We start from the raw sequence: 22,056 nt of genomic DNA, 5'->3' as shown, positions 1-22,056 counted from the left end.
AGAGTAGTGATAGTACAGTATTAATTATAGATAAGGAGCACACAATTAGTTATGCCAGTAAGGCATTTCTAAAGCTTACTGGTAGCTGTGATATGAAGCTGGAGGGGCAGCCAATTTCGATACTGGAAAACAAACTTTCCCTTCCCCCGATCTCCTCTCAGGAGTTGAGTACACAAAGCTTATCGCCTAATACCGAAGGTCTGATTCAGAGTAAACTCAAGTGCACCGATGCAAATGGTGACACGCATTGGATGAAGACCAGTATTTCATTGCTTAAAAGCCATCCCTATCAAGAAACCTCAGAAATATCTCACTATGTGATTACTTTCGAAGATATCACCGATATCAAGAATCATCACGATGAAATGGAACGTATGGCTTTATACGACCCGCTGACAGGTCTAGAAAATCGGGTACTATTCCAGAAGAGGCTCGAGTCAGCAATTCAAAATGCCAAACGTAATATGGTAAAAGCTGCATTGTTGTTTATTGATATAGATAACTTCAAAACCATTAATGACTCCCTAGGTCATCAGGCCGGTGACGAGATTCTAAAATCCGTCGCCAAGCGCTTGAATGAGCATGTAAGGCAAAACGATAGCATTGCTCGTATCAGTGGTGATGAATTTACAGTCTTACTAAGCAACATTAAGAATTACGAAGATGCCAGTAAAGTAACACAGAATATAATCAACTCTTTTGAATCTCCCGTGATCATCGACACTCAGGAAGTCTTTATCACCGCGAGTATTGGCATTAGCGTCACCCCTGAAGACTCGCTTAATGACACTGACCTTATTAATAATGCCGACATCGCTATGTATCAGGCAAAGCAAAGCGGCAGAAACAATTATCAATTCTTCTCTGAAGATATGAACAACGAGATCCGCTATAAAATAAAGACAGAAAAGGAAATTCAGCACAGCATTGAAAACCAAGACTTCTTTTTGGTTTATCAGCCGATTCTCGATTTAAAAGATCAAAGCATTTCAGGCGTAGAAGCATCTCTACGCTGGCAATACACTGAAGAAGATATTCGTATGCCCGATGATTTTATCTCGATAGCAGAAAATGCAGGCAGCATTATTCCTCTCGGTAACTGGGTGCTAAAACAGCTTGTAAAAGATATCCAAAGACTACTTAAAGAAGGCATCAAAGATATTAGCTTTAGTGTCAACATATCGCCTAGACAACTTAAAGACCGTTACTTTGTTTCTGAAGTACGAGCGCTATTTTCCGAACACCCGAACTATATTAAATACCTGCATTTCGAGGTAGTTGAAAAGTGCTTCGTTGACCAAAAGCCCGAAGTGATTGGTCGTCTAAAAGAACTGAAAGATATGGGCGTTCATATTATCATCGATCGTTTTGGTTCAGGCTATGCGTCAATGAGCTACTTGAAACAAGTTCCGGCTCACGCCTTAAAAATAGACCAACGCTACCTTAATGGTCTCCCTGAAAATCAGGCAAACACTAACTTTAGCAATGCAATTATTAGTATGGCTCATCAGATGAAACTTTCTGTTACTGCTGATGGCGTTGAAAATGATTTACAGCTTGCACACTTAAAAAGCCATGGCTGCGACTACGCACAAGGAAGTTTATTCCATGAAGCAATGAAGCTCGAAGCCTTGCTAGAGTATCTCTCTAGCCCACATAAAAAACCGAAAAAAGCTAGCCTGAATTAACAAGAGGAAAGTCTTGTCAACCCGCGACGGGTACGGCACCAGGCTAGCAAAATAAGACCCTGAAGTCTTATTAACGGCTTATAGTTATGTGTCAGACTTTAGAACTTCATTCCAACCCACGCCCACATTACGGACTTATCAGTACCGCCAGAAGGTGCCGAGTAATCAGCATACTTCAGGCCTCCGCTATAGGTTTTATTAAACTTTTTGACTGCCAAAAGATCTATCTCTCTACCCGCGTCAGCACTGCCTTCATCGGTCTCAAAATCATGGTAAACACCCACCAGTTTTACACCAGCGAACTTACCTGAGACTGAAGCATAAGTGTCTACAACACCATTACCGCCACCCGCACCAAACAAGGACTGACCTAGAAATGCATCAGCCCAACCTTCAAACTTATGAACAGTTGCTAAAGGTGTCGCGAACGACTGATTGCCGTCGTCAGATCCTAAGGACGAATACCCAAGCTTGCCTGTCACTCCTGACGCAGTTAGGCCAACCTCAGCCATCATATAATCCATACTGGCATCTTTCGTTTCATTATCTTGCGAAGCATACTCTAGAGCATATGAAACTTTCAGATCTTCACCTGCTAATGTTGAGCCGGTAAAACTTGCACCAATTGTTGATAGCTCATCCCAACCATCTGCGGCACCATAAGGCTCTCCTGAGATCTCATAGTTGTATACCACAGCTTTACCAAAGGGAGTTTGGTAAGCAACATTTAATAGTGTTATATCAGTATCAGCGACATCCGCAAAGGCACCTGAGTTAATTCGGTTTACTTTATAAATATAGGATGCATCTAAAGTAAGACCTTCAATTGGCTTAACCGTAACTCTCGCCGCATCAAAAGTCTGGCGATCTTGGCGCCAACCAACATGACCTACATGACGCTGACCGTCCAAGGCAATCACTTGACGCCCTAGTTTTGCTGTCACCATGTCATTCTTATATTGAATAAAGCCTTGATCGAGCTCAGTTACTTCTGAGTCTAGAATTAATGCATCATCGTCCGCTTCTTCAATCCCCAAAACTTCACGACTATCTTCAAACTCGACCAGTGCAGTAAAGCCTTTGAATTCTGCCGTTTTGTATCCGATTCTCGTACGTAGGGTTAAGGCATCTGAATCAGTGTCATTGCTTCGGTCGTCACTTTCATATCGTAAACGCAAGTCACCATAGGCTTTACCACCTGTAATCGCCTCAGTAATCGTTTCTGGTGCAGCGACAACGCTACTCGAAGCAATGATCGTAGCGATTGCTGTGCTTAATAGGCTAATTGAACGTTTTTTCATTTACATCTCCTAGTTACTTTTTTAAAGGCCAAGCATAAGTCAGTCATTCTTTGTTTATGCTGTGACCCTCGCTATAAATATGGCTTTACTAATTCTTAAGGCATTAAAAAAGCGCTCACAAACAATGCGCTGTGAGATAACTACTGAGCCTCTACTCAACAGTTTTCTCGTGTCGCATTACTTGTGAACGCCGTTGTCCACCTACCCCCTATGTTTACGCCATTGTAAACGGGAGTAATGATTAACTTGTCTTACGCTGCCGCAATACCTGAGGCAGCTTTAGTTTTTTTTACTGAGGCACTAATCGGTTCAACTTTTCGTTGTTTTTCGTACAGGAACTTTAGAACTTCTGATCGAAGGTGAACGTATTCTGGGTCTTCTGCTAAGGCCAATCGATCACGAGGGCGTTCAAGACCAACATCTAATATTTCACCAATCGTTGCCGCTGGGCCATTAGTCATCATGACAATTCTATCTGACAGCAAAACTGCTTCATCAACATCATGGGTGATCATAATAACGGTATTATTCAGCTCATTCTGGATCTCCATTAAGGAGTCTTGCATATGCGCCCTGGTCAGGGCATCTAGCGCGCCAAATGGCTCATCCATTAACAAAATCTCTGGCTGCATCGCCAAAGCACGAGCGATACCCACACGCTGCTTCATACCCCCTGATATTTCGTCAGGACGCTTATACATAGCGTGATCCATATGAACCAAGTGAAGATTATGTTCTACCCACTCTTTAGTTTCTGCTTTTGACTTAGTTTTTCCGAATACTTGCTTAACGGCCAGCTCAACATTTTCATACGCCGTCAACCACGGCAATAGAGAATGATTTTGGAAGACAACGGCCCGCTCAGGTCCTGGTTCTGTCACTTCTTTGCCGCTAAGAACTACACCGCCATTGGTTGCCTGATGTAGGCCAGCGACAACGTTCAAAACGGTTGACTTACCACAACCCGAGTGTCCGATAAGCGATACAAACTCGCCCTTTTTAATTTGTAAACTCACGTCCTGCAGCGCTGTGAACGGCCCCTTTGGTGTCGGAAAGACCATATCTATATGACTAATATCTAATAATGCGCTCATAATTCTATCCTCAATAAATTCAATCGTATTTCGTTACTTGTAGCTGTTCGGGCAGGTTAAGGCTTAAAGGCCTTTATTATCCCAAGACACTCGCTTTTGTATTTGTAACATTGCGCGATCTAACAAGAATCCGATAAAACCAATTACAACGACTGCTGCCATAATTCTACTTAGTGAATCTGAACTACCATTCTGGAATTCATCCCAAACGAACTTTCCAAGGCCTGGGTTTTGGGCCAACATTTCTGCGGCGATCAACACCATCCATGCGATACTTAAGGACAAGCGCATTCCGGTAAAGATCATCGGTACTGATGCAGGTAAAACAATTTTCTGAACATGTTTCAGAGCAGGTAATCGCAACACCTTACTTACGTTGACCAAGTCATCATCAATGGATGCAACACCCACTGAAGTGTTGATAACCATTGGCCATAAACAACATAGCGTTACCGTAATCATCGATACGATAAAGGACTTGGCTACCATTGGGTCTGGCGAGACGTAGAGAGCACTCACCAAGATTGTGACCAAAGGCAACCAAGCCAAAGGAGAAACAGGTTTGAACACCTGAATAATCGGATTAACTGCCGAGTTCAGTGTTTTGTTCAGGCCAATGGCAATGCCTAAAGGAATCGCTATCGCGGCAGCCAATAAAAAACCAGAAGCGACCGTCTTTAAGCTGGTAAAGATTTGGTCAAGGAAAGTTTCTTTTCCTGTATACGCTCTGATTTTAGGCACATAAGATGGATCTTCAGCCACTCGTGCCGCATTTCTTTTCTCTTGCCTTTCGTAGAAGGCTTGCTCTTTAGTCCGCTCGGAAACGTGCTCATCATATAAAGAGACGAACTGCTCCATTACCATCGCGGGACCCGGAAACTGCCCCAAAGAAGTTTTAACACTCTGTGCGGCTGCCGCCCAAATAATGAGAAATACCGCAATACCTGCCATGGGTATTGCCAGAGTCTTCGCTGCCATCGCTCCAAACTCTAATACCTTATCCAACCAAACAATTGGTTGTTCTATATCGTCCTTAAGAGATGTCGCCGTTGACATAATCTTCTGCTCCTGCTTAAAGCTACTTCAGTTAACTGACGACTCTCGTTCTAACAAACATTGAGAGCCGATCAAGATAAATCTTTCTTAGACAAACTTCGTTATCAGCAGTCAGACAACAAACCCTGGTTCAGGCCAGCATTTGTCGTCCGACATATGTAATACTCTTTAGATCTTGTCGCCTGATTTCAGACCAATTGAGAACTTCTCGATATACTTGTTTGGTTGTGTACCGTCATAAACAATGTTATCGATAAAGTGCGTTTGTGGGTCACGGTAGCCATCTTCAGTAGAGAAGTCTGGGAAGTCAGCCGCTTTCGCTTTACCTTCTTTGATCAAAGACTGCGCCGCACGTGCATAGATATCAGGACGATATACTTTCTTCGCCAAATCTTTGTACCACTCGTCGCTCTTATCTTCAGAGATCTGACCCCAACGACGCATTTGCGTTAGATACCAGATAGCATCTGAGTAGTATGGGTAAGTCGCGTTATAACGGAAGAATACGTTGAAGTCTGGTACTGAACGCTTATCGCCTTTCTCGTACTCAAAAGTACCCGTCATACTGTTTGCAATAACGTCATAGTCAGCACCAACATAGTTAGGTTGTGACAAGATCTTAACCGCTGCTGGACGGTTAGCATTGTTGTTAGCATCTAACCACATCGCTGCACGAATCATCGCTCGCGTTAAACGAACTGTCGTATTCGGGTATTTCTCAGCAAATTCTTTAGTAATACCAAATACTTTCTCTGGGTTGTCTTTCCAGATCTCGTAATCAGTCACTACTGGCACACCGATACCTTTGAATACGGCCTGCTGGTTCCAAGGCTCACCTACACAGTAGCCATAGATCGTGCCGGCTTCCAAGGTAGACGGCATTTGTGGTGGAGGTGTTACTGATAGCAAGGCATCTGCATCGATCTTACCTGTCGTGTCACCCTTATGAGGCGCGTAGTAGCCAGGGTGAATACCGCCCGCTGCTAACCAGTATCTTAGCTCATAGTTATGAGTCGAAACCGGGAATACCATCCCCATGTTAAAAGGCTTTCCATCTTCCTTGTACTTCTCGACAACTGGCTTCAGCGCATCAGCTTTAATTGGGTGAACAGGTTTTCCATCAGCCATCTTTGGAATATTTGGCTTCATCTGTTCCCAAATATCATTTGAAACGGTGATCGCATTACCATTCAAATCCATTGAGAAAGGCGTAATGATATGAGCTTTAGTTCCATAACCCATCGTCGCTGCAATAGGCTGTCCCGCTAGCATATGTGCACCATCCAAGCGACCGTCAATTACGCCATCAAGCAAGACCTTCCAGTTAGCTTGAGCTTCAATTTTGACGTACAGGCCTTCATCCTCAAAGTAACCGTTTTCATAGGCGACAGCTATTGGCGCCATGTCTGTTAGTTTGATAAAACCGAAAGTTAACTCCTCTTTTTCCGGATAGCCTAATTTCTCTGCATGCGCCGCGCCGCTAGTCATACCAACTGCGACACTTGCGCTGATTACTGTTGTCATCGTTGCCGTTTTTAACGATTTAAACCACTTCATAAAACGCTTCCTTTATATCAATGAATCAATAATAAACTTTCAAAAAATCCAAAAAAAAGGCGCCCACCGATTAGTCGCCTCTAATGAGACCACTAACTGATGAGCACCTTTGCTCGTTCAAACCTGACCGCGCCATTGCGATCTTGTTTGATGTCTTTCTGATCGCCGTTGATAGAAAGACATTATGTTTTGTTTCATGAACGCCTTGCGTTCGTAGATATACCAGTTAAAGCACAAGCCGTGCCAACTTTTTATACCTTATATATCAACTACTTGACAATATCACGCAGAAATACGACCCATTTCAGTGCACCAAGCACTTACTAACGACTTGCTTTAGGGCTACTCGACATCACCCAATAAGGAAAACACATCAATAATGCTTTCAGCCACTTTCACAATCGGCTGCCCCTTATCCATCGCCAACTTTCTAAGAGAGGTATATGCCTCATCTTCACTCAGGCCCTTCTGTTTCATCAACAAACCTTTAGCCTTCTCTAAGGTCTTTCTTTCGGCCAATTTGGTTTTTGCCGTGTTTAATTCCTTTATTAAACCTTGCTGCTCATGAAAACGAGCTACTGCGATATTAATAATTGAAGGCAAGCGCTGTGGCTGTATATCATCCACAATAAAAGCACTGACACCGGCCTTCACCACCTTCTGAACCAGCGGCGGCGCATCCTTTTCTGAGAAAACAATGACGGGAAGCGGCATGCGCTCTCGAAGTTCGACCAGTTGCTGTAAAGTGTCTTCGTCGGGCAAGTCCATACCTACCACGAGAATATCAGGCTGATACTCCTCCGCTTTAGCCAACATAAGACAAGCTTCGGTAACTGTCTCGATTATCGGATAAGCGTTTTCGCGAAGAGCTCTGCGTAACAACGCTGCTCTTGAATCCAAGGGATCAATTAACAGTGCGCGTTCTTTTTGAGAGAGCCCTGTATTTGAGATAACAGCTCTAGTCATACGACACCACCTTATTCATAAATTCAGACGCAACAGGTAGGAATACTCATGTCCTTCATGCATAGATCTGATAAATATTAAATGGTAAAAACAGAGGATATAAAATAGAAGCGAGCCTTACAGAAGTACAGGCTCGCGATAAAGTCGTAGCTATACCTAGCTAACCTCTATCATTTGAACAGTACCGTCTGGTAATACCTCATGCATATGACCTTTCGGCTCATCCAAAAACTGAACCAAAACCAAACATGCTACAGCAGCACCCGCAATCACCATAAAGAAGGTCGATGCATCAACGAATGAGTATACCGTCAGGAAGGTCACACCGCCCACGTTACCATAGGCTCCAACCATGCCTGCGATTTGCCCTGTCATACGCCGCTTAACCAGTGGCACCATAGCGAACACTGCACCTTCACCAGACTGAACAAAGAACGAACAAAGCAACACTGCCGCAACAGCCAATGGAATCATCCAGGTGCTATCAACTAGGGACAGAATCAAGTAACCGACCGTCAAACCAGCAATCAGAATAGTTAAGGTTTTCTTACGACCAAACTTATCTGATAAATATCCACCGGTAGGACGCGCCGCCAAATTCATCAATGCAAATGCACCACCCAACAAACCAGCCATAACAGGTGTTAGATCAAAGGTTTCCATGAAGAATGCTGGCAACATTGACACAACAGCTAATTCTGAACCAAAGGTAACGAAATAAGCCCAATCAAGAATAGCCACCTGCTTAAACTTATACTGGTCGTTTTCTGGTAGAGAAGTATGTAAATGTTCTTTGTTCACTTGATAGATTGAGTGCATTTGGAAAGCAAACAGACCAGCGAGCACCCCCCATAAAATGTTTGCTGTTGTTGCCGATAGTAGACTTACACCCGCTGGAGATAGCTTCCATGTCAAAACAGCCAAGGCAATATACATAGGCACATTCATCGCGATATAGAACCAGAAATCACGCTTATTACTTACTTCCAAACCACCCGATTTCTTTGGCTTAAAGTAAGTCGAACCTTTCGGTGTATTACGAACATTTTTGTAAAAGATCATGCTATAAACAAAAGCAACAACACCTGTTGTTGCGATAGCATATCTCCAACCATCATCACCACCATATACGTAAGCTGCTACCGCTGGAAGAGTCCATGCTGCAGCTGCCGAACCGAAGTTACCCCAGCCACCATATACACCTTCTGCTAAGCCAACCGTCTTCGCAGGGAACCATTCTCCCACCATACGAATACCGATAACAAAACCCGCACCAATAAAGCCACACAAGAAACGGAATAAGGCTAACTGCTCATAAGTTTGAGCTAGAGCAAAACCCCAACAAAGAAACGCCGACACCATCAACAACAAGCTATAAACAGCGCGCGGCCCAAACTTATCCACCAACATCCCGACAACAATACGCGCTGGTATAGTAAGTGCAACGTTAAGGATCAATAACGCCTTCCACTGGGCATTACTCATATCAAATGCTGCCATAATGAAAGGCTTCATTGGCGCATGACTGAACCACATCACGAAGGTCAAAAAGAATGCAAACCAGGTAAAGTGCAATATTTGTGTCGGTCGACTGGAAAAATCCAATAACCTTAATCGAGCTTCAGACATGCGGGGTTCCTTAAATAGATTGAATGAAAACTAGGCCACCATAATCAAAAGTCGATCCAACTAAGATTTTTTTCTTTACTTTCAACAAGATAAAAACAGATAATTACACAAACGACTTGCGCACAGACAGATTCCAACATATCCTCCAGCCAAAACGCACCATTCTGAAGCAATAGAAAGACTACCTTTTACTTCTCGCACCATATTACGCTCGCAAAACCTAAGCTATCACATGAAACAGCTTTACCAAGGAGCACACCAACTCATTGTGCACTATTTGAACAACCTGCATACAAACAATCTGCCCAAAAATCCAGCGTAAACCTAGGTACCTCAATCAAGACTTACCAAATTGGTGCCTTCATGACAGTGAAGAGCTACCCTACGCTTGACCCAAAGACCTATAAGAACGCTCAACACTACAATCGATAGTACCTTCCAGTCATTTATCTATGAAACTCTGGGCATAAAAAAACCGGCCTGAGCCGGTTCGGTTTTTTTTCACTCAGATACGCTTACAAATTATCAAGCGCTGAATTAAAGGTATCACTTGGTCTCATCGCCTTAGTCGCTTTCGCCACATCAGGATGGTAGTAACCGCCAATATCGACAGGCTTACCTTGCACAACCGTCATTTCAGCAAGAATAGTCGACTGCTGCTCTTCTAATGTCTTAGCCAGCGCTGCAAAGCGCTCTTTTAGCTCAAGGTTATCATCTTGCGCAGCAAGCGCTTTAGCCCAATACAAGGCCAAGAAGAAGTGGCTACCACGGTTATCCAGCTCACCAGACACTCGTGACGGTGACTTATTTTCTTCCAGGAAGATAGCCGTCGCCTCATCAAGCGTTTTCGCTAGGACTTTTGCTTTCTCATTATCATTCTTAATACCCAGATCTTCCAAAGAAACAGCGATCGCTAAAAACTCACCTAAAGAGTCCCAACGCAAGTGACACTCTTCCAGGAATTGCTGAACATGCTTCGGAGCAGAACCACCAGCACCTGTTTCAAACAGACCACCACCAGCCATTAACGGAACAATAGATAGCATCTTAGCACTGGTACCCAACTCAAGAATCGGGAACAAATCCGTTAGATAATCTCGTAGTACATTACCGGTAACAGAGATCGTGTCACGGCCACGAATCAAGCGCTCCATTGTGAAGCGAATTGCCTGATCCGGCGACATGATACGAATGTCCAAACCATCCGTGTCATGATCCTGTAAGTAGGTGTTCACCTTCTTAATCATTTGCGCATCATGGGCACGCTCAGGATCTAACCAGAATATAGTCGGCATACCCGTTGCTCGAGCACGAGAAACGGCGAGTTTCACCCAGTCCTGAATTGGCGCATCTTTAGTCTGACACATACGCCAGATGTCACCCTTCTCGACATCATGCGAAAGCAAGACCTTACCATCTTCATCAACTACACGAACAGTACCGTCAGCCTCTAACTCGAAAGTCTTGTCGTGAGAACCATATTCTTCAGCTTTTTGAGCCATCAAGCCAACATTTGGAACGGTACCCATTGTCGTTGGGTCAAAGGCATCATGATGCTTACAGAAGTTAATAACTTCCTGATAGATGGTCGCATATGTGCGCTCTGGAATAACCGCTTTAGTGTCTTTCAGTTTACCGTCAGTACCCCACATTTTACCACCAACACGAATCATCGCAGGCATTGACGCATCAACGATGACATCACTTGGTACATGGAGGTTTGAAATACCTTTGTCAGAATCTACCATCGCCATTTCAGGGCGTTCTTCGTAACAGGCACGAATATCTTCTTCAATTATAGAACGCTGAGAGTAAGGAAGATCAGATATTTTCTGGTGAACATTACTCAAACCATTGTTAGGGTTCACACCCAACTCTTCAAACTTCGCCTGATGCTTTTCAAAAAGTTCTTTGAAGTAAACAGTAACCGCATGCCCAAATACGATCGGATGCGAGACCTTCATCATGGTGGCTTTAACATGTAGAGAGAACAACAAGTCAGCTCTTCTTGCACCTTCCATCTCTTCTTCAAAGAACTGACGCAAAGCTTTAACACTCATAAACATGCCATCGATCACTTCTTTCTCAATGACAGCTGTCTTTTCTTTAAGTACGGTCACTTTTCCATCTGCTTCAACAAGTTCAATACGAACATTGCCAGCTTTTTCAATTACCGTAGACTGCTCTTGGTCGTAAAAGTCGCCGCTACGCATATGGGCAACATGTGTACGTGACGCCTGACTCCACTTACCCATGGAGTGTGGATATTTACGCGCATAGGCTTTAACGGAAGGTGGCGCGCGACGATCTGAATTACCTTCACGCAGAACAGGGTTTACCGCACTACCCAACACTTTGGCATACTTTGCTTTAATCTCTGTTTCTTGCTCGCTGCCAGCTTCGTCGGGGTACTCAGGAATATCATAACCCTGATCCTGTAGCTCTTTAATTGCTTCTTTCAACTGAGGAATTGATGCACTGATATTCGGCAATTTAATAATATTGGCTTCCGGATGTAGCGTTAATTCGCCCAACTCAGCTAACGCGTCTGGTACGCGTTGCTCTTCAGTCAGTTTCTCGGGGAAGGCTGCCAAGATACGTGCAGCTAAAGAAATGTCGCTCTCATCAACGGACACGCCAGCGGCGGAAGTGAAAGCGTTGAGTATAGGAAGTAAGGAATAGGTTGCCAGTGCTGGCGCTTCATCTGTTTTTGTGTAGATAATCTTGGATATTTCTGTTGTCATTTTTTCCCCAAACTGTACCGGTAGGATAACCAATGGAACTAATTTTACACACTGAGGACCTGACAACTCGTGATCACCAGACCCAGCGAAAATTATGCGTAAACGCTAGTGTAGCTAAAAAAGGAAGAAATTTCCCCTTCTACTTAAGTTTTATAACAAATTCAAAAGAGATAGTACTGAAATAAGATGGCATAATTATGTCAATAAAGGCGATATCCTTCATTCAAGTTTTCTGCTGAGGTTTTGGCCCTCTATTACTCGAATGCTCCATCCAGAATCATCTGACGAAAAAGCGCTGCAATTGACGTTTCTAAAGCCAGGACCTCATCACGTCGAGTAACAATTAAGGAGTAACTTTCGATTTCATTTGCCCCAGCATAAACATCAACACGCCCCTTATTAGCAAAAAACTCTCCCACCAATAGCAACTCCCCCCCGATACGTTCATAGAGCTCCAAAGCCACCAAATAACAGTGAGAGCCCGATGCTGGTAAAATACCAAAAGTCAGCACTGAAGCCGTATAAGACGCACCATCACTTGCCGCATCACCAAGCCCTTCACACGCACCGCCATCAGGGAAGGCAGATATCAACTTCGCCACATAAGTTGCTTCTTCTGGAGAAGCTTTTCTAAACCCAAACTTTGAGGCCACATTCGCGAACATTTGACCGACCTCAAGCGACGAGTGATGCAGCTCATAAAGCCCCCCACCTTCTTGAGACGCAAGAATCAACTGACTTCTATCAACATGCAAGGCAGAAGATGAAATCTTAGCATTACTCGCATTAACTAAATATTGCCTCGCGTCTGACGTCGTTGTTGAACAGGCCGATAACAGGCCCAGCAAACACATCAACAATAGTAATTTCATTTCTATCTGAGCCACAATTTAATCTCACCCTATTTATAGATGGGCTGGCATTCGCTCTCAACACCTGCCGATAAACTTCTAAATCACTGATAAACATAGTAACACGCCACCCATTTCTGAACACTTAAATAACTGTCAGCTTTTTTTACACAATAAACAAAAAAACCATAGAAAGAAAAATATCAAATAACTTATCCTACTGTTATATATATATTTTATGGATCATTGGCACAACTAATGCTTTGAACAACAGTTATAATTAACGGACTATTTTGTAGTCGTCATTTAATTACAAATAAGGAAAATTACATGAAACTTAAGCAGCTTTTAGCAGCAGCAACTTTAGCAGTTACCTCTGTATGCGCTCTTGCAACACCTCAGTACACTGGTGAAACGTCCGCAACAAACATCAACCTTGGCTCACAAGGAAACGGTTATTACCTTTGGACAACTGAAGGCAATGACTATCAATGGAATGTTCGTTGGAGAAGCCCAAATGTATCATCAAACGCCACATGGTTTGGTAGCTTCGAAGTCGTAAATGGCAGCTCTCCTACAGCTACAACCATTAGCTTTGACGGCAGTGACTACACCTCTACAAGCAACTGGGGCAATACTATCAACTGGACTGCAAAAACAAATAGCAATGGCTATGATGGGTTTACCTTTGACCTTGACAAAGACACAAAGCTTACTCGCTTTAACTTGGGTTCAAGCCTTTTTGCTGACCTGGAAGACAACACAACAGATCCAGGCACTGAAGGCTTCGGCATCTTCATCGGCCAAAACTATGCAACACCAAACGTTCTAGTTGGTAGCAAGCCATATACGAAGTACAAAAATGTTGACGGCGTAATCGTAGAATCGCGCGGTGACGGCATCCACCAGTCATTCGAAGTATCAGTTGCAGAGCCAGGCACTCTAGCTCTTCTAGGTCTTGGTTTGGCTGGTCTAGGTTTCGCTCGTCGTAAGCAAGCTTAATCTAGCACTCGCAAGTAATAATAAAAAAGCCTCGCATTTGTGAGGTTTTTTTATGCCTATCAATCTTGTCTAAAACCACCCACTATTTAAGTCATCTTTACACGACCAGTATTGCTCACTATATTTTTTAGCCCGAGCCTCAACCTTCTTCGCTACCTTTTTTAGCCAAGGTTTTTTTTCATAACTAGCTCTACGATAACCACCATGCCCTTCGTGATAATTTAGGTATTGTGCGTAGGCATCCCATTTACTAACCTTGTTTATCTTGCTACTTCGATTCATATACCAACCGACAAAATCAATCGCATCATCAAAATCATCGCGATCTGCAAAGGTGCTCCCGGCGTCAGCTACATATTCTCCCCAAACAGGAGTCTTAGCCTGAGAATAACCATACGCATCGCTCGCTCGACCGATAGGAATAAATCCAAGGAAGTACTCCATCGGCGGTGCCGCATCGTATTTAAAAGATGACTCTTGATACATTATGGCCATTGGAATGTGAACAGGGACTCCCCAGCGTTCCCGTACATCGAGCGCGGCATCATGCCAGTCTGGCTTTTCTTCGAATATTTTACAAATATTTTGAGGTTGTTCAGGCGGCAAGCTGGAGCAGCCAGCCAGACTTAAACCTCCAAGCAAAAGAAAACTAAAGCGATAATTAGACAAGCTCTCCCTCCTTACTTTTACCTATTCTCCAGATAAAGATCACCAACATCTGAACCAAAATTAGCGGAATAGCGTAGATAAGCAGGCTATTCCAGCCAACACTATAAATAACTACTCCACTAGATATTGATGCCGCAGCCTGGAATACAAACACAAAAAAGTCATTAAAACCCTGTACTTTATACCTCTCGGCAGGTTGGTACACTTTAGGAAGCAAAACCGTACCTGCGACAAATAGAAAGTTCCAACCAATACCTAGCAACACCAATCCAAGCCAATAATGCATCACATTCTGACCTGAAAGCGCTATCATCAAACACACCGTATAAGCTGCCAAACCAGCCAGCATCAAGCGATATTCACCAAACTTTGAAATCAGATATCCACTCACTAAGGAAGGCAAGAACATCGCAAGAATATGGCTCTGAATAACCCATTTAGTATCTTCTAAAGAATGCCCTTCCATGACATGCATACTGACGGGCGTAGCGGTCATAACATAACTCATCACCGCATAACCTATGGTTGCCGACATCACCGCCACCCAAAATAAGGATGAATGCATGATATCAATTAAAGGACGGCCGCCGAGTTCTTCCTCACCCCCTGTCACGACAACGGGCTGAAAAAACAACATAACAACACCACTTAATAAACAAAGAATTGAAAGCAGAGTAAACGAGCCCGAAAAGGGCACTTCATGCAACGCCCTCCCCAGATGAGCCAGCTCTGGCCCTAGTATCGCCGCAATAAGCCCACCCAACAACACGAAGGATGCAGCTTTTGGTGCCAGATATGGCTCAACACTCTCCATTGCCGCAAAACGATATTGCTGAATAACGGCCAGGGCACCACCTAGCAATACAGTACTCAAACAAAACAACCAAAAACTTTCATAAGATATAGAAATCGCAGCAAAACATGATACCAAAGCGCTATATAAGGAGGCAGCCAAAAAGATCTTTTTTCTACCGAAACGCTGCATTAGACGCGAGACCGGAATCACGGCACAGGCGGTACCAATAACAATGCCCGCTACAGGCAATGTGGAAAGTTCTGGATCAGGAGCAAGCGATGCCCCGACCAAACCACCGATAAACACAACCATTGGCGCAATACACAAGCCCAGCGCACCAGATAACAATAAAACCAATACATTTCTATTCATTCCAAGCAAGGTTCTTCCTCATATATCCTTTTTCATGCTATCTACCGCGCAGGCTATTCACCAAGCGTATAAATCGTCTTTGCCATACGCAAATGACGCTGTATATAATGGACACCACCATTAGCCAACTAGCAAGGCAATTACTATGCAACAATATCACGTCTATGGTTTAGGCGCCGCCCTCGTCGATACTGAAATTGAAGTCACCGATGAATTCCTATCCCAAGCTAATATTGAGAAAGGTCTAATGACCTTGGTGGATGAAACCCGCCAAGCCGAAATACTAGAGCTAATGAAAGAACACTTGGTTGGTAGTAAAAGAGCCAGCGGCGGCTCGGCATGCAACTCGATTATCGCTGCCAGTTACTTCGGTGCCAAGACCTATTATTCCTGCAAAGTATCAGACGACGAAAACGGCCTATTCTTCCAACAAGATACCCAAGCAGCGGGCGTGACCACAAGCGATAAAGCCCACCCGAATGGTACAACCGGAAAATGTCTGGTTATGATTACCCCTGACGCCGAACGAACCATGAATACATTCTTGGGCGTAAGCGCTGAATTAGATGAAGCACAGCTTGATGCTAAAGCTATTGCTCAATCTGAATACCTGTATATCGAAGGCTATCTCGTTACATCACCTAGTGGCAAACAAGCGGCCATCAAAGCACGGGAAATTGCCGAGCAGCAGGGTGTAAAAACGGCAATTTCCCTCTCTGACCCAGGAATGGTCGAGTTCTTTGGCGAAGGGCTAAAGGAAATGATCGGCCAACAGGTTGATTTATTATTCTGCAACAAAGACGAAGCACTCGCCTGGACACAAAGCAATAACATCGAAGATGCTGCTGAAAAGCTTAAAGAAACTGCAAAGTCTTTTGCAATTACTTTAGGAAAAGATGGCGCTCTCGTTTATGACGGCAATGAAATCTCAATAGTCGCTGGCGTTGAAGCAAAAGCAATCGATACAAATGGAGCCGGCGACATGTTCGCAGGTGCATTTCTTTATGCAATCACTCATGACCAAACCTTTGCCCAAGCAGCAACGCTTGCTAACAGAGCCGCAGCTCAAGTGGTGAGTCAGTACGGCCCGAGACTCAGACCAGAACAACATGCAGATCTGAAGTTCTAGATAAATATTCTTCCCGTTTAACAGCCTCGACTCATGAGGCTGTTAAATCTTATCACGACCTGAAACTGCAGATTAAAGCTCCCGTTGTTCCCTTTTCCAAATCTTCGACTACACTATTAAAATGTGAAACTTAAGGTAAGCTGTATAAAACTAAACACATTGCCTTTTTCCAATAACGCTGTTTATAATCGAAGGGCGTTACTTACAAAAAATGATTCAAGGAATTGCTATGAAAAAACTAATTTTAGGTGCATTCATTCTTTCTGCTCCATTTACTGCAATGGCTGCCGGCGGTCACGGTCCTGCAGGGTGCGGCTTAGGTACTGAAGTTATTTTCAAAAATGCAGATGAATGGCATGAGCACGTTCTTGCCGCAACAACTAACGGAATAGCCAGCCAAACTTTTGCTATGACCTCAGGCACACTTGGCTGTGAAGATGCAAACGGCCCTCTAAAAGTCCAAGTATCCCTTTTTATAGATAAAAACCTTGACCAACTGGCTCAAGACACTGCAATTGGTGAAGGTGAAACACTTGCTGCACTATCTGAACTTGTTGGCGTTGCTAAAGAAGATGCTGCTACATTCAATGCTGCATTGAAAGCAAGCTTTGACCAAATCTTTATGTCTGAAGCAACAACTTCTGGTGACGCATACCAAGCATTGGTTAGCGTAATGAGCCAGAACAAGACTCTTGCTAAATACCTAGGCTAATTAGCCTCGTTTAATCTACGCTTACGCTAGATCTAGAATCTAAAAAAGGGCACAATTTGATGCCCTTTTTTTGTGCCAGTTAAAAGACCGGCATTCACCCTAACGAGAGATATCATGCACTGCCCTTACCATTACATTCTGGTGAATGTAGCTTTTCTTGCCTGTCTAAGCTTTAACTCTCTCGCGCAAACGATACCAGATTCAAAACTTACTTCCCTAGCGGATAATGAACAATGGCTCGACCTTCTTCATTTTCACCAAATAGGCTTTATTCCGCGATTTGAAAGTCAGGTTGATGACGACAGTTTTTTTATCGCTCCAGACGGAAAGTACTCGCCAAAGTCTGAGCTCAAGGCTAATATTGCAGCGTTTACTGGCGACAGCAGCAACCTTGAGCTTATTTGCCAGTTCCCTGCTCGTTTTCATTGGCTAACACAACAACTCCCTGAATTGAACTTCCCCGAAGCCAAGTGCCCAGATTATGAGGACTGGTTCGCCAAGATCGACCCTAAAAGCTTAACCTTAAGCTTCCCGGCGGCCTATCTGAACAGCCCCTCCTCAATGTTTGGACATACCTTTATTCGTATAGATCGCGCCTCTGGCAGTAATGCACTACTAGACTACAGCATCAACTTTGCCGCCAATGCCAACCCTGACGATAATGAGCTAGTCTTTACCTATAAAGGTCTTTCCGGTGGCTACCCCGGTGTCTTTACAATTCTCCCCTACTATGAAAAAGTCAAAGAATACAGCCACCTGGAGTCACGCGACGTTTGGGAATACGCTTTAGACCTGACACAAGAAGAGGTCGAACAGTTTGTCCGACACACCTGGGAAATAAGAACGGTTCATTTTGATTATTATTTTGTAGATGAAAACTGCTCCTACCAATTACTCACCTTATTGGATGCAGCCAGCGAACGCTTTAACTTCGTCGACGCCTTCAAACTCAGCGCAATCCCTTCCGATACAGTACGCGCCATTGAACAAGCAGGAGCGGTAAAGCACGCACGTTTTCGCCCTTCTACCTTAAGCCTGATGACTCAGATGATCGATAACTTAAGCGATGATGAGATCCACCTTGCCAGGAACTTGGTAGAAGATAACAAGCTTGCAACAAACCACTTGCAAAGATTGGATACAGAAAGTCAGGCAAAGGTTTTGGAATTGGCCTACCAATACAGCCGCTACCTGGCAGTGAGAAAAAAATCCGACCTTCCACACCTTGGCAAACGAACGATCGAACTACTTTCGACTAGAAGTAAGATCGATAAGACTAAAGTATTTCCAGACTTTCCAACACCTAAGTATCGTGACGATCAAGGACATAACTCACGCCGATTAACGCTAGCCGGCGGTTATGACGGCAGCCACCATTTCCAGCAACTGGAAATTCGAGCAGCATACCATGATCAACTGGATGCCTTACCTGGCTATATTCAAGGCGCTAAACTTGAAATGCTTAACATGAAAGTTCGTCGTACCGAGGTAAATAACGAGGCAAAGACTCGACTCCAAGAACTGAAACTCATCGATATTGCCTCCTACACACCTCGAAACCTACTAATTACACCAATTTCCTGGCATGTTGCGACAGGCTTTTATCGACCTCGCAGCGCCCCTGAAGAGTTAAGCAGTTTTTTGAATGCTGGTGGAGGGCTGAGTTATGAATATCTTGGGCAGCGTCTATACATCCTTACTGACGGAGAACTGAATCTCGATAATGATATCGATAAAGGCTACTGGTTAGCAGCAGGCCCCCGACTTGGCTGGCTAAGCCAGCATGAAGACTGGAACCTAAAGCTAGAAGCCTATCGCCCCTTTGATCTCTTCGGCGCTAAGTTCAAGCGCTTGGATATTGAGCTTGGCTTTAGCTTCAACCTTGGTGCTCAATGGCAAATCCGGGCACAAACGGCTTACCACAGCTTTTATCAGCAACAAACCAAAGAACAAGCCTATCAGCACTCCTCCAGTTTTTCTCTGGTTCATTATTTTTAAGAGTAAGAAAAAGGGTTTCTCAATCGAAAACATACATTCCCTCGTCTCGCTGGCAGGGTTAGCGCGGGGTAGACTCAGCGAGGGGTGGAACCCTCTGCCTACAGATATGAGGTTATACTATTATTGTAGGTAGAGCCTTCCATGGCTCGCTAGCGGGTTAGCACGAGATATACTCATGCGAGAGCTGAAACCCTCTGCTGATTACGTCTAGACCAATAAAAAAATAGAAACTACCTGAACGAAACCATATCATTTAAACTGGCATGATAAATTTGAATCAGAGATATAAGCTATGAGCGACAGCACCACGCTAACTGCCCTTGAGATCGACCGCCAACATATCTGGCACCCCTACAGTGCAATTGGTGCACCCCATAAGATTTTTCATGTCGAATCAGCTCAAGGTTGCACACTCAAGCTAAAAGACGGAACAAAGCTAATAGACGGCATGGCGTCCTGGTGGAGCGTCATTCATGGTTATAATCACCCTACACTAAATGAAGCCCTAAAAGCACAATGCGACAAAATGTCTCATGTCATGTTTGGCGGTCTCACGCACGATCCAGCCATCGAGCTAAGCAAACTCCTGGTTGAGATCAGCCCTCAAAAATTAGAGGCTGTATTCTTCGCCGACTCAGGCTCTGTGGCCGTTGAAGTCGCCATGAAAATGGCAATTCAGTACTGGCATGACCAAGGCAAACCCAAGAAGCAACGCTTTATCTCGCTACTTAATGGCTATCATGGCGACACCTTTGCGGCCATGTCGGTGTGTGACCCGATAAACGGTATGCACTCACTGTTCTCAGAAACCTTAACCAAGCAGTTCTTTGTTCCAGCACCCACATCTAAGCCAGGTGAAGCCTGCAATGAACATGACAAGCAAGCCCTTAGAGCAGCGCTTGAGAACCACCACCAAGATACCGCAGCCATTATTATGGAGCCTATCGTTCAAGGTGCCGGGGGAATGCGCTTTTATTCTGAGTCCTATTTGAGAGAAGCTCGTAAACTTGCAGATGAGTTTGGCGTTCTGCTAATTTTTGATGAAATTGCTACCGGCTTTGGCCGTACCGGAAAACTCTTCGCCTGTGAACATGCCGAGGTAACACCCGACATTTTATGCCTAGGCAAAGCCATCACCGGTGGCTACATGACCCTCGCGGCGACGCTTACGACGAGACATATCAGTGATACCATCAGCTCAGGTAACCCAGGCGTTTTCATGCACGGCCCAACCTTTATGGCCAACCCTCTCGCTTGCGCTGTAGCATTGGCAAGCGTAAAGCAGCTTTTAGACTCGCCTTGGGAAGATCGTTTAGCTAATATCGAAACCAAGCTAAAACAAGGCTTAAGCCCATGCGCCAAGCTAGACAGCGTAAATGAAGTACGTGTCTTGGGTGGAATCGGTGTTGTCGAATTATATGAAGCCGTCAATATGGCTGAGATACAAGGCCGCTTCGTTGAGCAAGGTGTTTGGGTGCGCCCCTTTGGTAAACTCGTTTACGTCATGCCGCCTTATGTCATGAGCAATGATGAACTAGCAAAACTCTGTCAGGCCATCCATCACGTTATCAAACACTATCATCAAGTTTGAGCGGCTAATACTGCGTACTTACCGCTAAACTTAACGCAGGTTTTGCCATTCTCATCCGGGACGCTCACCTCAATATGGAAGACCGATTTTCCAAGCCCGGTGTGATGGTGCTGAGCTTTTTCCAAGATTTCGGGTGCAGGTGCATAAGCCGTGGCGACAAGCCGGCCTCTCAGTGGCCGAAGGTAGTTGATCTCCCCCTTGGCAACAACGATATCTCCCTTAAGCCCTAGCGCTTCAGCTTTAAGCTGAGTCATTCCCCAACCGGCGATCACACAGAGATTGTATAAGCTTCCACCAAAAGCGGTGCCTTTATCGTTAATATTCTCTGATAACGGTGCGCTGACCTTTAGTGTTTCGCCATCATAGGCATCAATAGAAACCTGGGCGGCACGAGCCAGCGGGAGATGTTTGATGAGAAAGGCCTCTAGCGCCTGCCCTTGCTTAGAATAATTTTCCACCATTACCGCCTCTCACTGTTTCCTACTCTTTTTTATTGAAGGTATTTTAAGCATAAAAAAAGGGAGGTTTTCAAACCTCCCTTCCTTTAATGGCCACTCAATGCACTGCAAGTGACCTAAGTTTCATCACTAAAGCTTATTCAGCTTCAGCTAATTCTTTCATGCTTAGCTTGATACGGCCTCGGTTATCGACATCTAGAACCTTAACCTTAACCATCTGACCCTCTTCAAGAACATCAGTTACTTTCTCAACACGCTCATTTGAGATTTGAGAAATATGAACCAAGCCATCTTTACCAGGCAAGATATTAACGAATGCACCGAAATCAACGATACGCTCAACTTTACCTTCGTAAACCTGACCAATTTCAGCTTCAGCAGTGATACCCATAATCATATCGATAGCTGCTTGAGCACTCGCATTGTCTTCACCAAATACCTTG

The 22,056-nt window shown here is 44.3% G+C and carries 18 protein-coding genes; 6 read left to right on the top strand and 12 right to left on the bottom strand.

The features are described from left to right. Positions 1–1,688, top strand: a 1,688-nt coding sequence (locus tag A3729_RS17720; protein ID WP_068634136.1) for an EAL domain-containing protein, incomplete at its 5' end; no start/stop codon positions are given. 98 nt (positions 1,689–1,786) lie between these two features. Here the strand turns inward: A3729_RS17720 and A3729_RS17715 are convergent. From A3729_RS17715 to A3729_RS17680, 8 genes are all read right to left on the bottom strand, one after another. Next, on the bottom strand, positions 1,787–2,989 hold the full coding sequence (locus tag A3729_RS17715; RefSeq protein ID WP_068553591.1) for an alginate export family protein: 1,203 nt from the start codon (positions 2,987–2,989) through the stop codon (positions 1,787–1,789). 251 nt (positions 2,990–3,240) lie between these two features. Next, entirely contained in the window at positions 3,241–4,083 is an 843-nt protein-coding gene (locus A3729_RS17710; RefSeq protein ID WP_068553593.1) for an ABC transporter ATP-binding protein, read from the bottom strand. A 63-nt stretch (positions 4,084–4,146) separates the two neighbouring features. Continuing rightward, a complete protein-coding gene (locus A3729_RS17705) occupies positions 4,147–5,061 on the bottom strand; it encodes an ABC transporter permease (protein WP_231872294.1) in 915 nt (304 codons plus the stop codon). A gap of 246 nt (positions 5,062–5,307) precedes the next feature. Then, the gene (locus tag A3729_RS17700; protein ID WP_068515165.1) at positions 5,308–6,696 is read right to left on the bottom strand and encodes a CmpA/NrtA family ABC transporter substrate-binding protein; all 1,389 of its coding nucleotides are present in this window, start codon (positions 6,694–6,696) and stop codon (positions 5,308–5,310) included. A 342-nt stretch (positions 6,697–7,038) separates the two neighbouring features. Next, the gene (locus tag A3729_RS17695; RefSeq protein ID WP_068634134.1) at positions 7,039–7,662 is read right to left on the bottom strand and encodes an ANTAR domain-containing response regulator; all 624 of its coding nucleotides are present in this window, start codon (positions 7,660–7,662) and stop codon (positions 7,039–7,041) included. Between the two features lie 156 nt (positions 7,663–7,818). Next, a complete protein-coding gene (locus tag A3729_RS17690; protein WP_068634133.1) occupies positions 7,819–9,291 on the bottom strand; it encodes a NarK family nitrate/nitrite MFS transporter in 1,473 nt (490 codons plus the stop codon). Between the two features lie 515 nt (positions 9,292–9,806). Further along, positions 9,807–12,035: an NADP-dependent isocitrate dehydrogenase gene (locus tag A3729_RS17685; protein ID WP_068515169.1), complete on the bottom strand. Its 2,229-nt coding sequence runs from the start codon at positions 12,033–12,035 to the stop codon at positions 9,807–9,809. A gap of 254 nt (positions 12,036–12,289) precedes the next feature. Continuing rightward, a complete protein-coding gene (locus tag A3729_RS17680) occupies positions 12,290–12,922 on the bottom strand; it encodes a hypothetical protein (protein ID WP_068515171.1) in 633 nt (210 codons plus the stop codon). A 294-nt stretch (positions 12,923–13,216) separates the two neighbouring features. Here A3729_RS17680 and A3729_RS33205 point away from each other — a divergent pair, with 294 nt between their 5' ends. Beyond that, a complete protein-coding gene (locus A3729_RS33205; protein WP_068634131.1) occupies positions 13,217–13,888 on the top strand; it encodes a PEP-CTERM sorting domain-containing protein in 672 nt (223 codons plus the stop codon). Between the two features lie 69 nt (positions 13,889–13,957). On the opposite strand, the gene A3729_RS17670 is transcribed toward A3729_RS33205, so the two are convergent. Further along, positions 13,958–14,557, bottom strand: coding sequence for a hypothetical protein (locus A3729_RS17670; protein ID WP_068515177.1), 600 nt, complete (start codon positions 14,555–14,557; stop codon positions 13,958–13,960). Next, positions 14,550–15,725 carry an MFS transporter gene (locus A3729_RS17665; RefSeq protein ID WP_068515180.1) on the bottom strand — a complete coding sequence of 392 codons (1,176 nt, stop codon included), beginning with the start codon at positions 15,723–15,725 and terminating at the stop codon, positions 14,550–14,552. The genes A3729_RS17670 and A3729_RS17665 overlap by 8 nt, the downstream gene beginning before the upstream one ends. A gap of 145 nt (positions 15,726–15,870) precedes the next feature. On the opposite strand from A3729_RS17665, the gene A3729_RS17660 reads away from it, so the two are divergent. From A3729_RS17660 to bioA, 4 genes are all read left to right on the top strand, one after another. Further along, positions 15,871–16,854 (top strand): adenosine kinase, encoded by a 984-nt coding sequence (locus A3729_RS17660; RefSeq protein WP_068515182.1) that lies wholly within the window; start codon positions 15,871–15,873, stop codon positions 16,852–16,854. A 229-nt stretch (positions 16,855–17,083) separates the two neighbouring features. Next, on the top strand, positions 17,084–17,566 hold the full coding sequence (locus A3729_RS17655) for a DUF3015 family protein (protein WP_068515309.1): 483 nt from the start codon (positions 17,084–17,086) through the stop codon (positions 17,564–17,566). Between the two features lie 114 nt (positions 17,567–17,680). After that, positions 17,681–19,564 (top strand): DUF4105 domain-containing protein, encoded by a 1,884-nt coding sequence (locus A3729_RS17650; RefSeq protein ID WP_068553173.1) that lies wholly within the window; start codon positions 17,681–17,683, stop codon positions 19,562–19,564. A 292-nt stretch (positions 19,565–19,856) separates the two neighbouring features. After that, positions 19,857–21,155, top strand: a complete 1,299-nt coding sequence (bioA, locus tag A3729_RS17645) for an adenosylmethionine--8-amino-7-oxononanoate transaminase (RefSeq protein WP_068553619.1) — start codon at positions 19,857–19,859, stop codon at positions 21,153–21,155. On the opposite strand, the gene A3729_RS17640 is transcribed toward bioA, so the two are convergent. Together A3729_RS17640 and A3729_RS17635 are read right to left on the bottom strand one after the other, a co-directional pair. Then, on the bottom strand, positions 21,146–21,616 hold the full coding sequence (locus tag A3729_RS17640) for a YiiD C-terminal domain-containing protein (RefSeq protein WP_068515199.1): 471 nt from the start codon (positions 21,614–21,616) through the stop codon (positions 21,146–21,148). The genes bioA and A3729_RS17640 overlap by 10 nt on opposite strands. Positions 21,617–21,749: 133 nt before the next feature. Continuing rightward, on the bottom strand, positions 21,750–22,056 hold a 307-nt coding region (locus A3729_RS17635; RefSeq protein ID WP_156497992.1), incomplete at its 5' end, for a S1 RNA-binding domain-containing protein.

Source organism: Oleiphilus sp. HI0043 (genome assembly GCF_001634935.1).
Note: the sequence above shows the minus strand (reverse complement) of the source record. Positions and strands in the feature narration are given on the sequence as shown.

Bases quoted from the DNA above. Each gene is read 5' to 3' on its own strand.
- A3729_RS17685 (WP_068515169.1), bottom strand. From the start codon at position 12,035: ATGACAACAGAAATATCCAAGATTATCTACACAAAAACAGATGAAGCG.
- A3729_RS17710 (WP_068553593.1), bottom strand. From the start codon at position 4,083: ATGAGCGCATTATTAGATATTAGTCATATAGATATGGTCTTTCCGACA.
- A3729_RS17705 (WP_231872294.1), bottom strand. From the start codon at position 5,061: ATGGCAGCGAAGACTCTGGCAATACCCATGGCAGGTATTGCGGTATTT.
- A3729_RS17690 (WP_068634133.1), bottom strand. From the start codon at position 9,291: ATGTCTGAAGCTCGATTAAGGTTATTGGATTTTTCCAGTCGACCGACA.
- A3729_RS17700 (WP_068515165.1), bottom strand. From the start codon at position 6,696: ATGAAGTGGTTTAAATCGTTAAAAACGGCAACGATGACAACAGTAATC.
- A3729_RS17715 (WP_068553591.1), bottom strand. From the start codon at position 2,989: ATGAAAAAACGTTCAATTAGCCTATTAAGCACAGCAATCGCTACGATC.
- A3729_RS17695 (WP_068634134.1), bottom strand. From the start codon at position 7,662: ATGACTAGAGCTGTTATCTCAAATACAGGGCTCTCTCAAAAAGAACGC.
- A3729_RS17665 (WP_068515180.1), bottom strand. From the start codon at position 15,725: ATGAATAGAAATGTATTGGTTTTATTGTTATCTGGTGCGCTGGGCTTG.
- A3729_RS33205 (WP_068634131.1), top strand. From the start codon at position 13,217: ATGAAACTTAAGCAGCTTTTAGCAGCAGCAACTTTAGCAGTTACCTCT.
- bioA (WP_068553619.1), top strand. From the start codon at position 19,857: ATGAGCGACAGCACCACGCTAACTGCCCTTGAGATCGACCGCCAACAT.
- A3729_RS17655 (WP_068515309.1), top strand. From the start codon at position 17,084: ATGAAAAAACTAATTTTAGGTGCATTCATTCTTTCTGCTCCATTTACT.
- A3729_RS17650 (WP_068553173.1), top strand. From the start codon at position 17,681: ATGCACTGCCCTTACCATTACATTCTGGTGAATGTAGCTTTTCTTGCC.
- A3729_RS17660 (WP_068515182.1), top strand. From the start codon at position 15,871: ATGCAACAATATCACGTCTATGGTTTAGGCGCCGCCCTCGTCGATACT.
- A3729_RS17640 (WP_068515199.1), bottom strand. From the start codon at position 21,616: ATGGTGGAAAATTATTCTAAGCAAGGGCAGGCGCTAGAGGCCTTTCTC.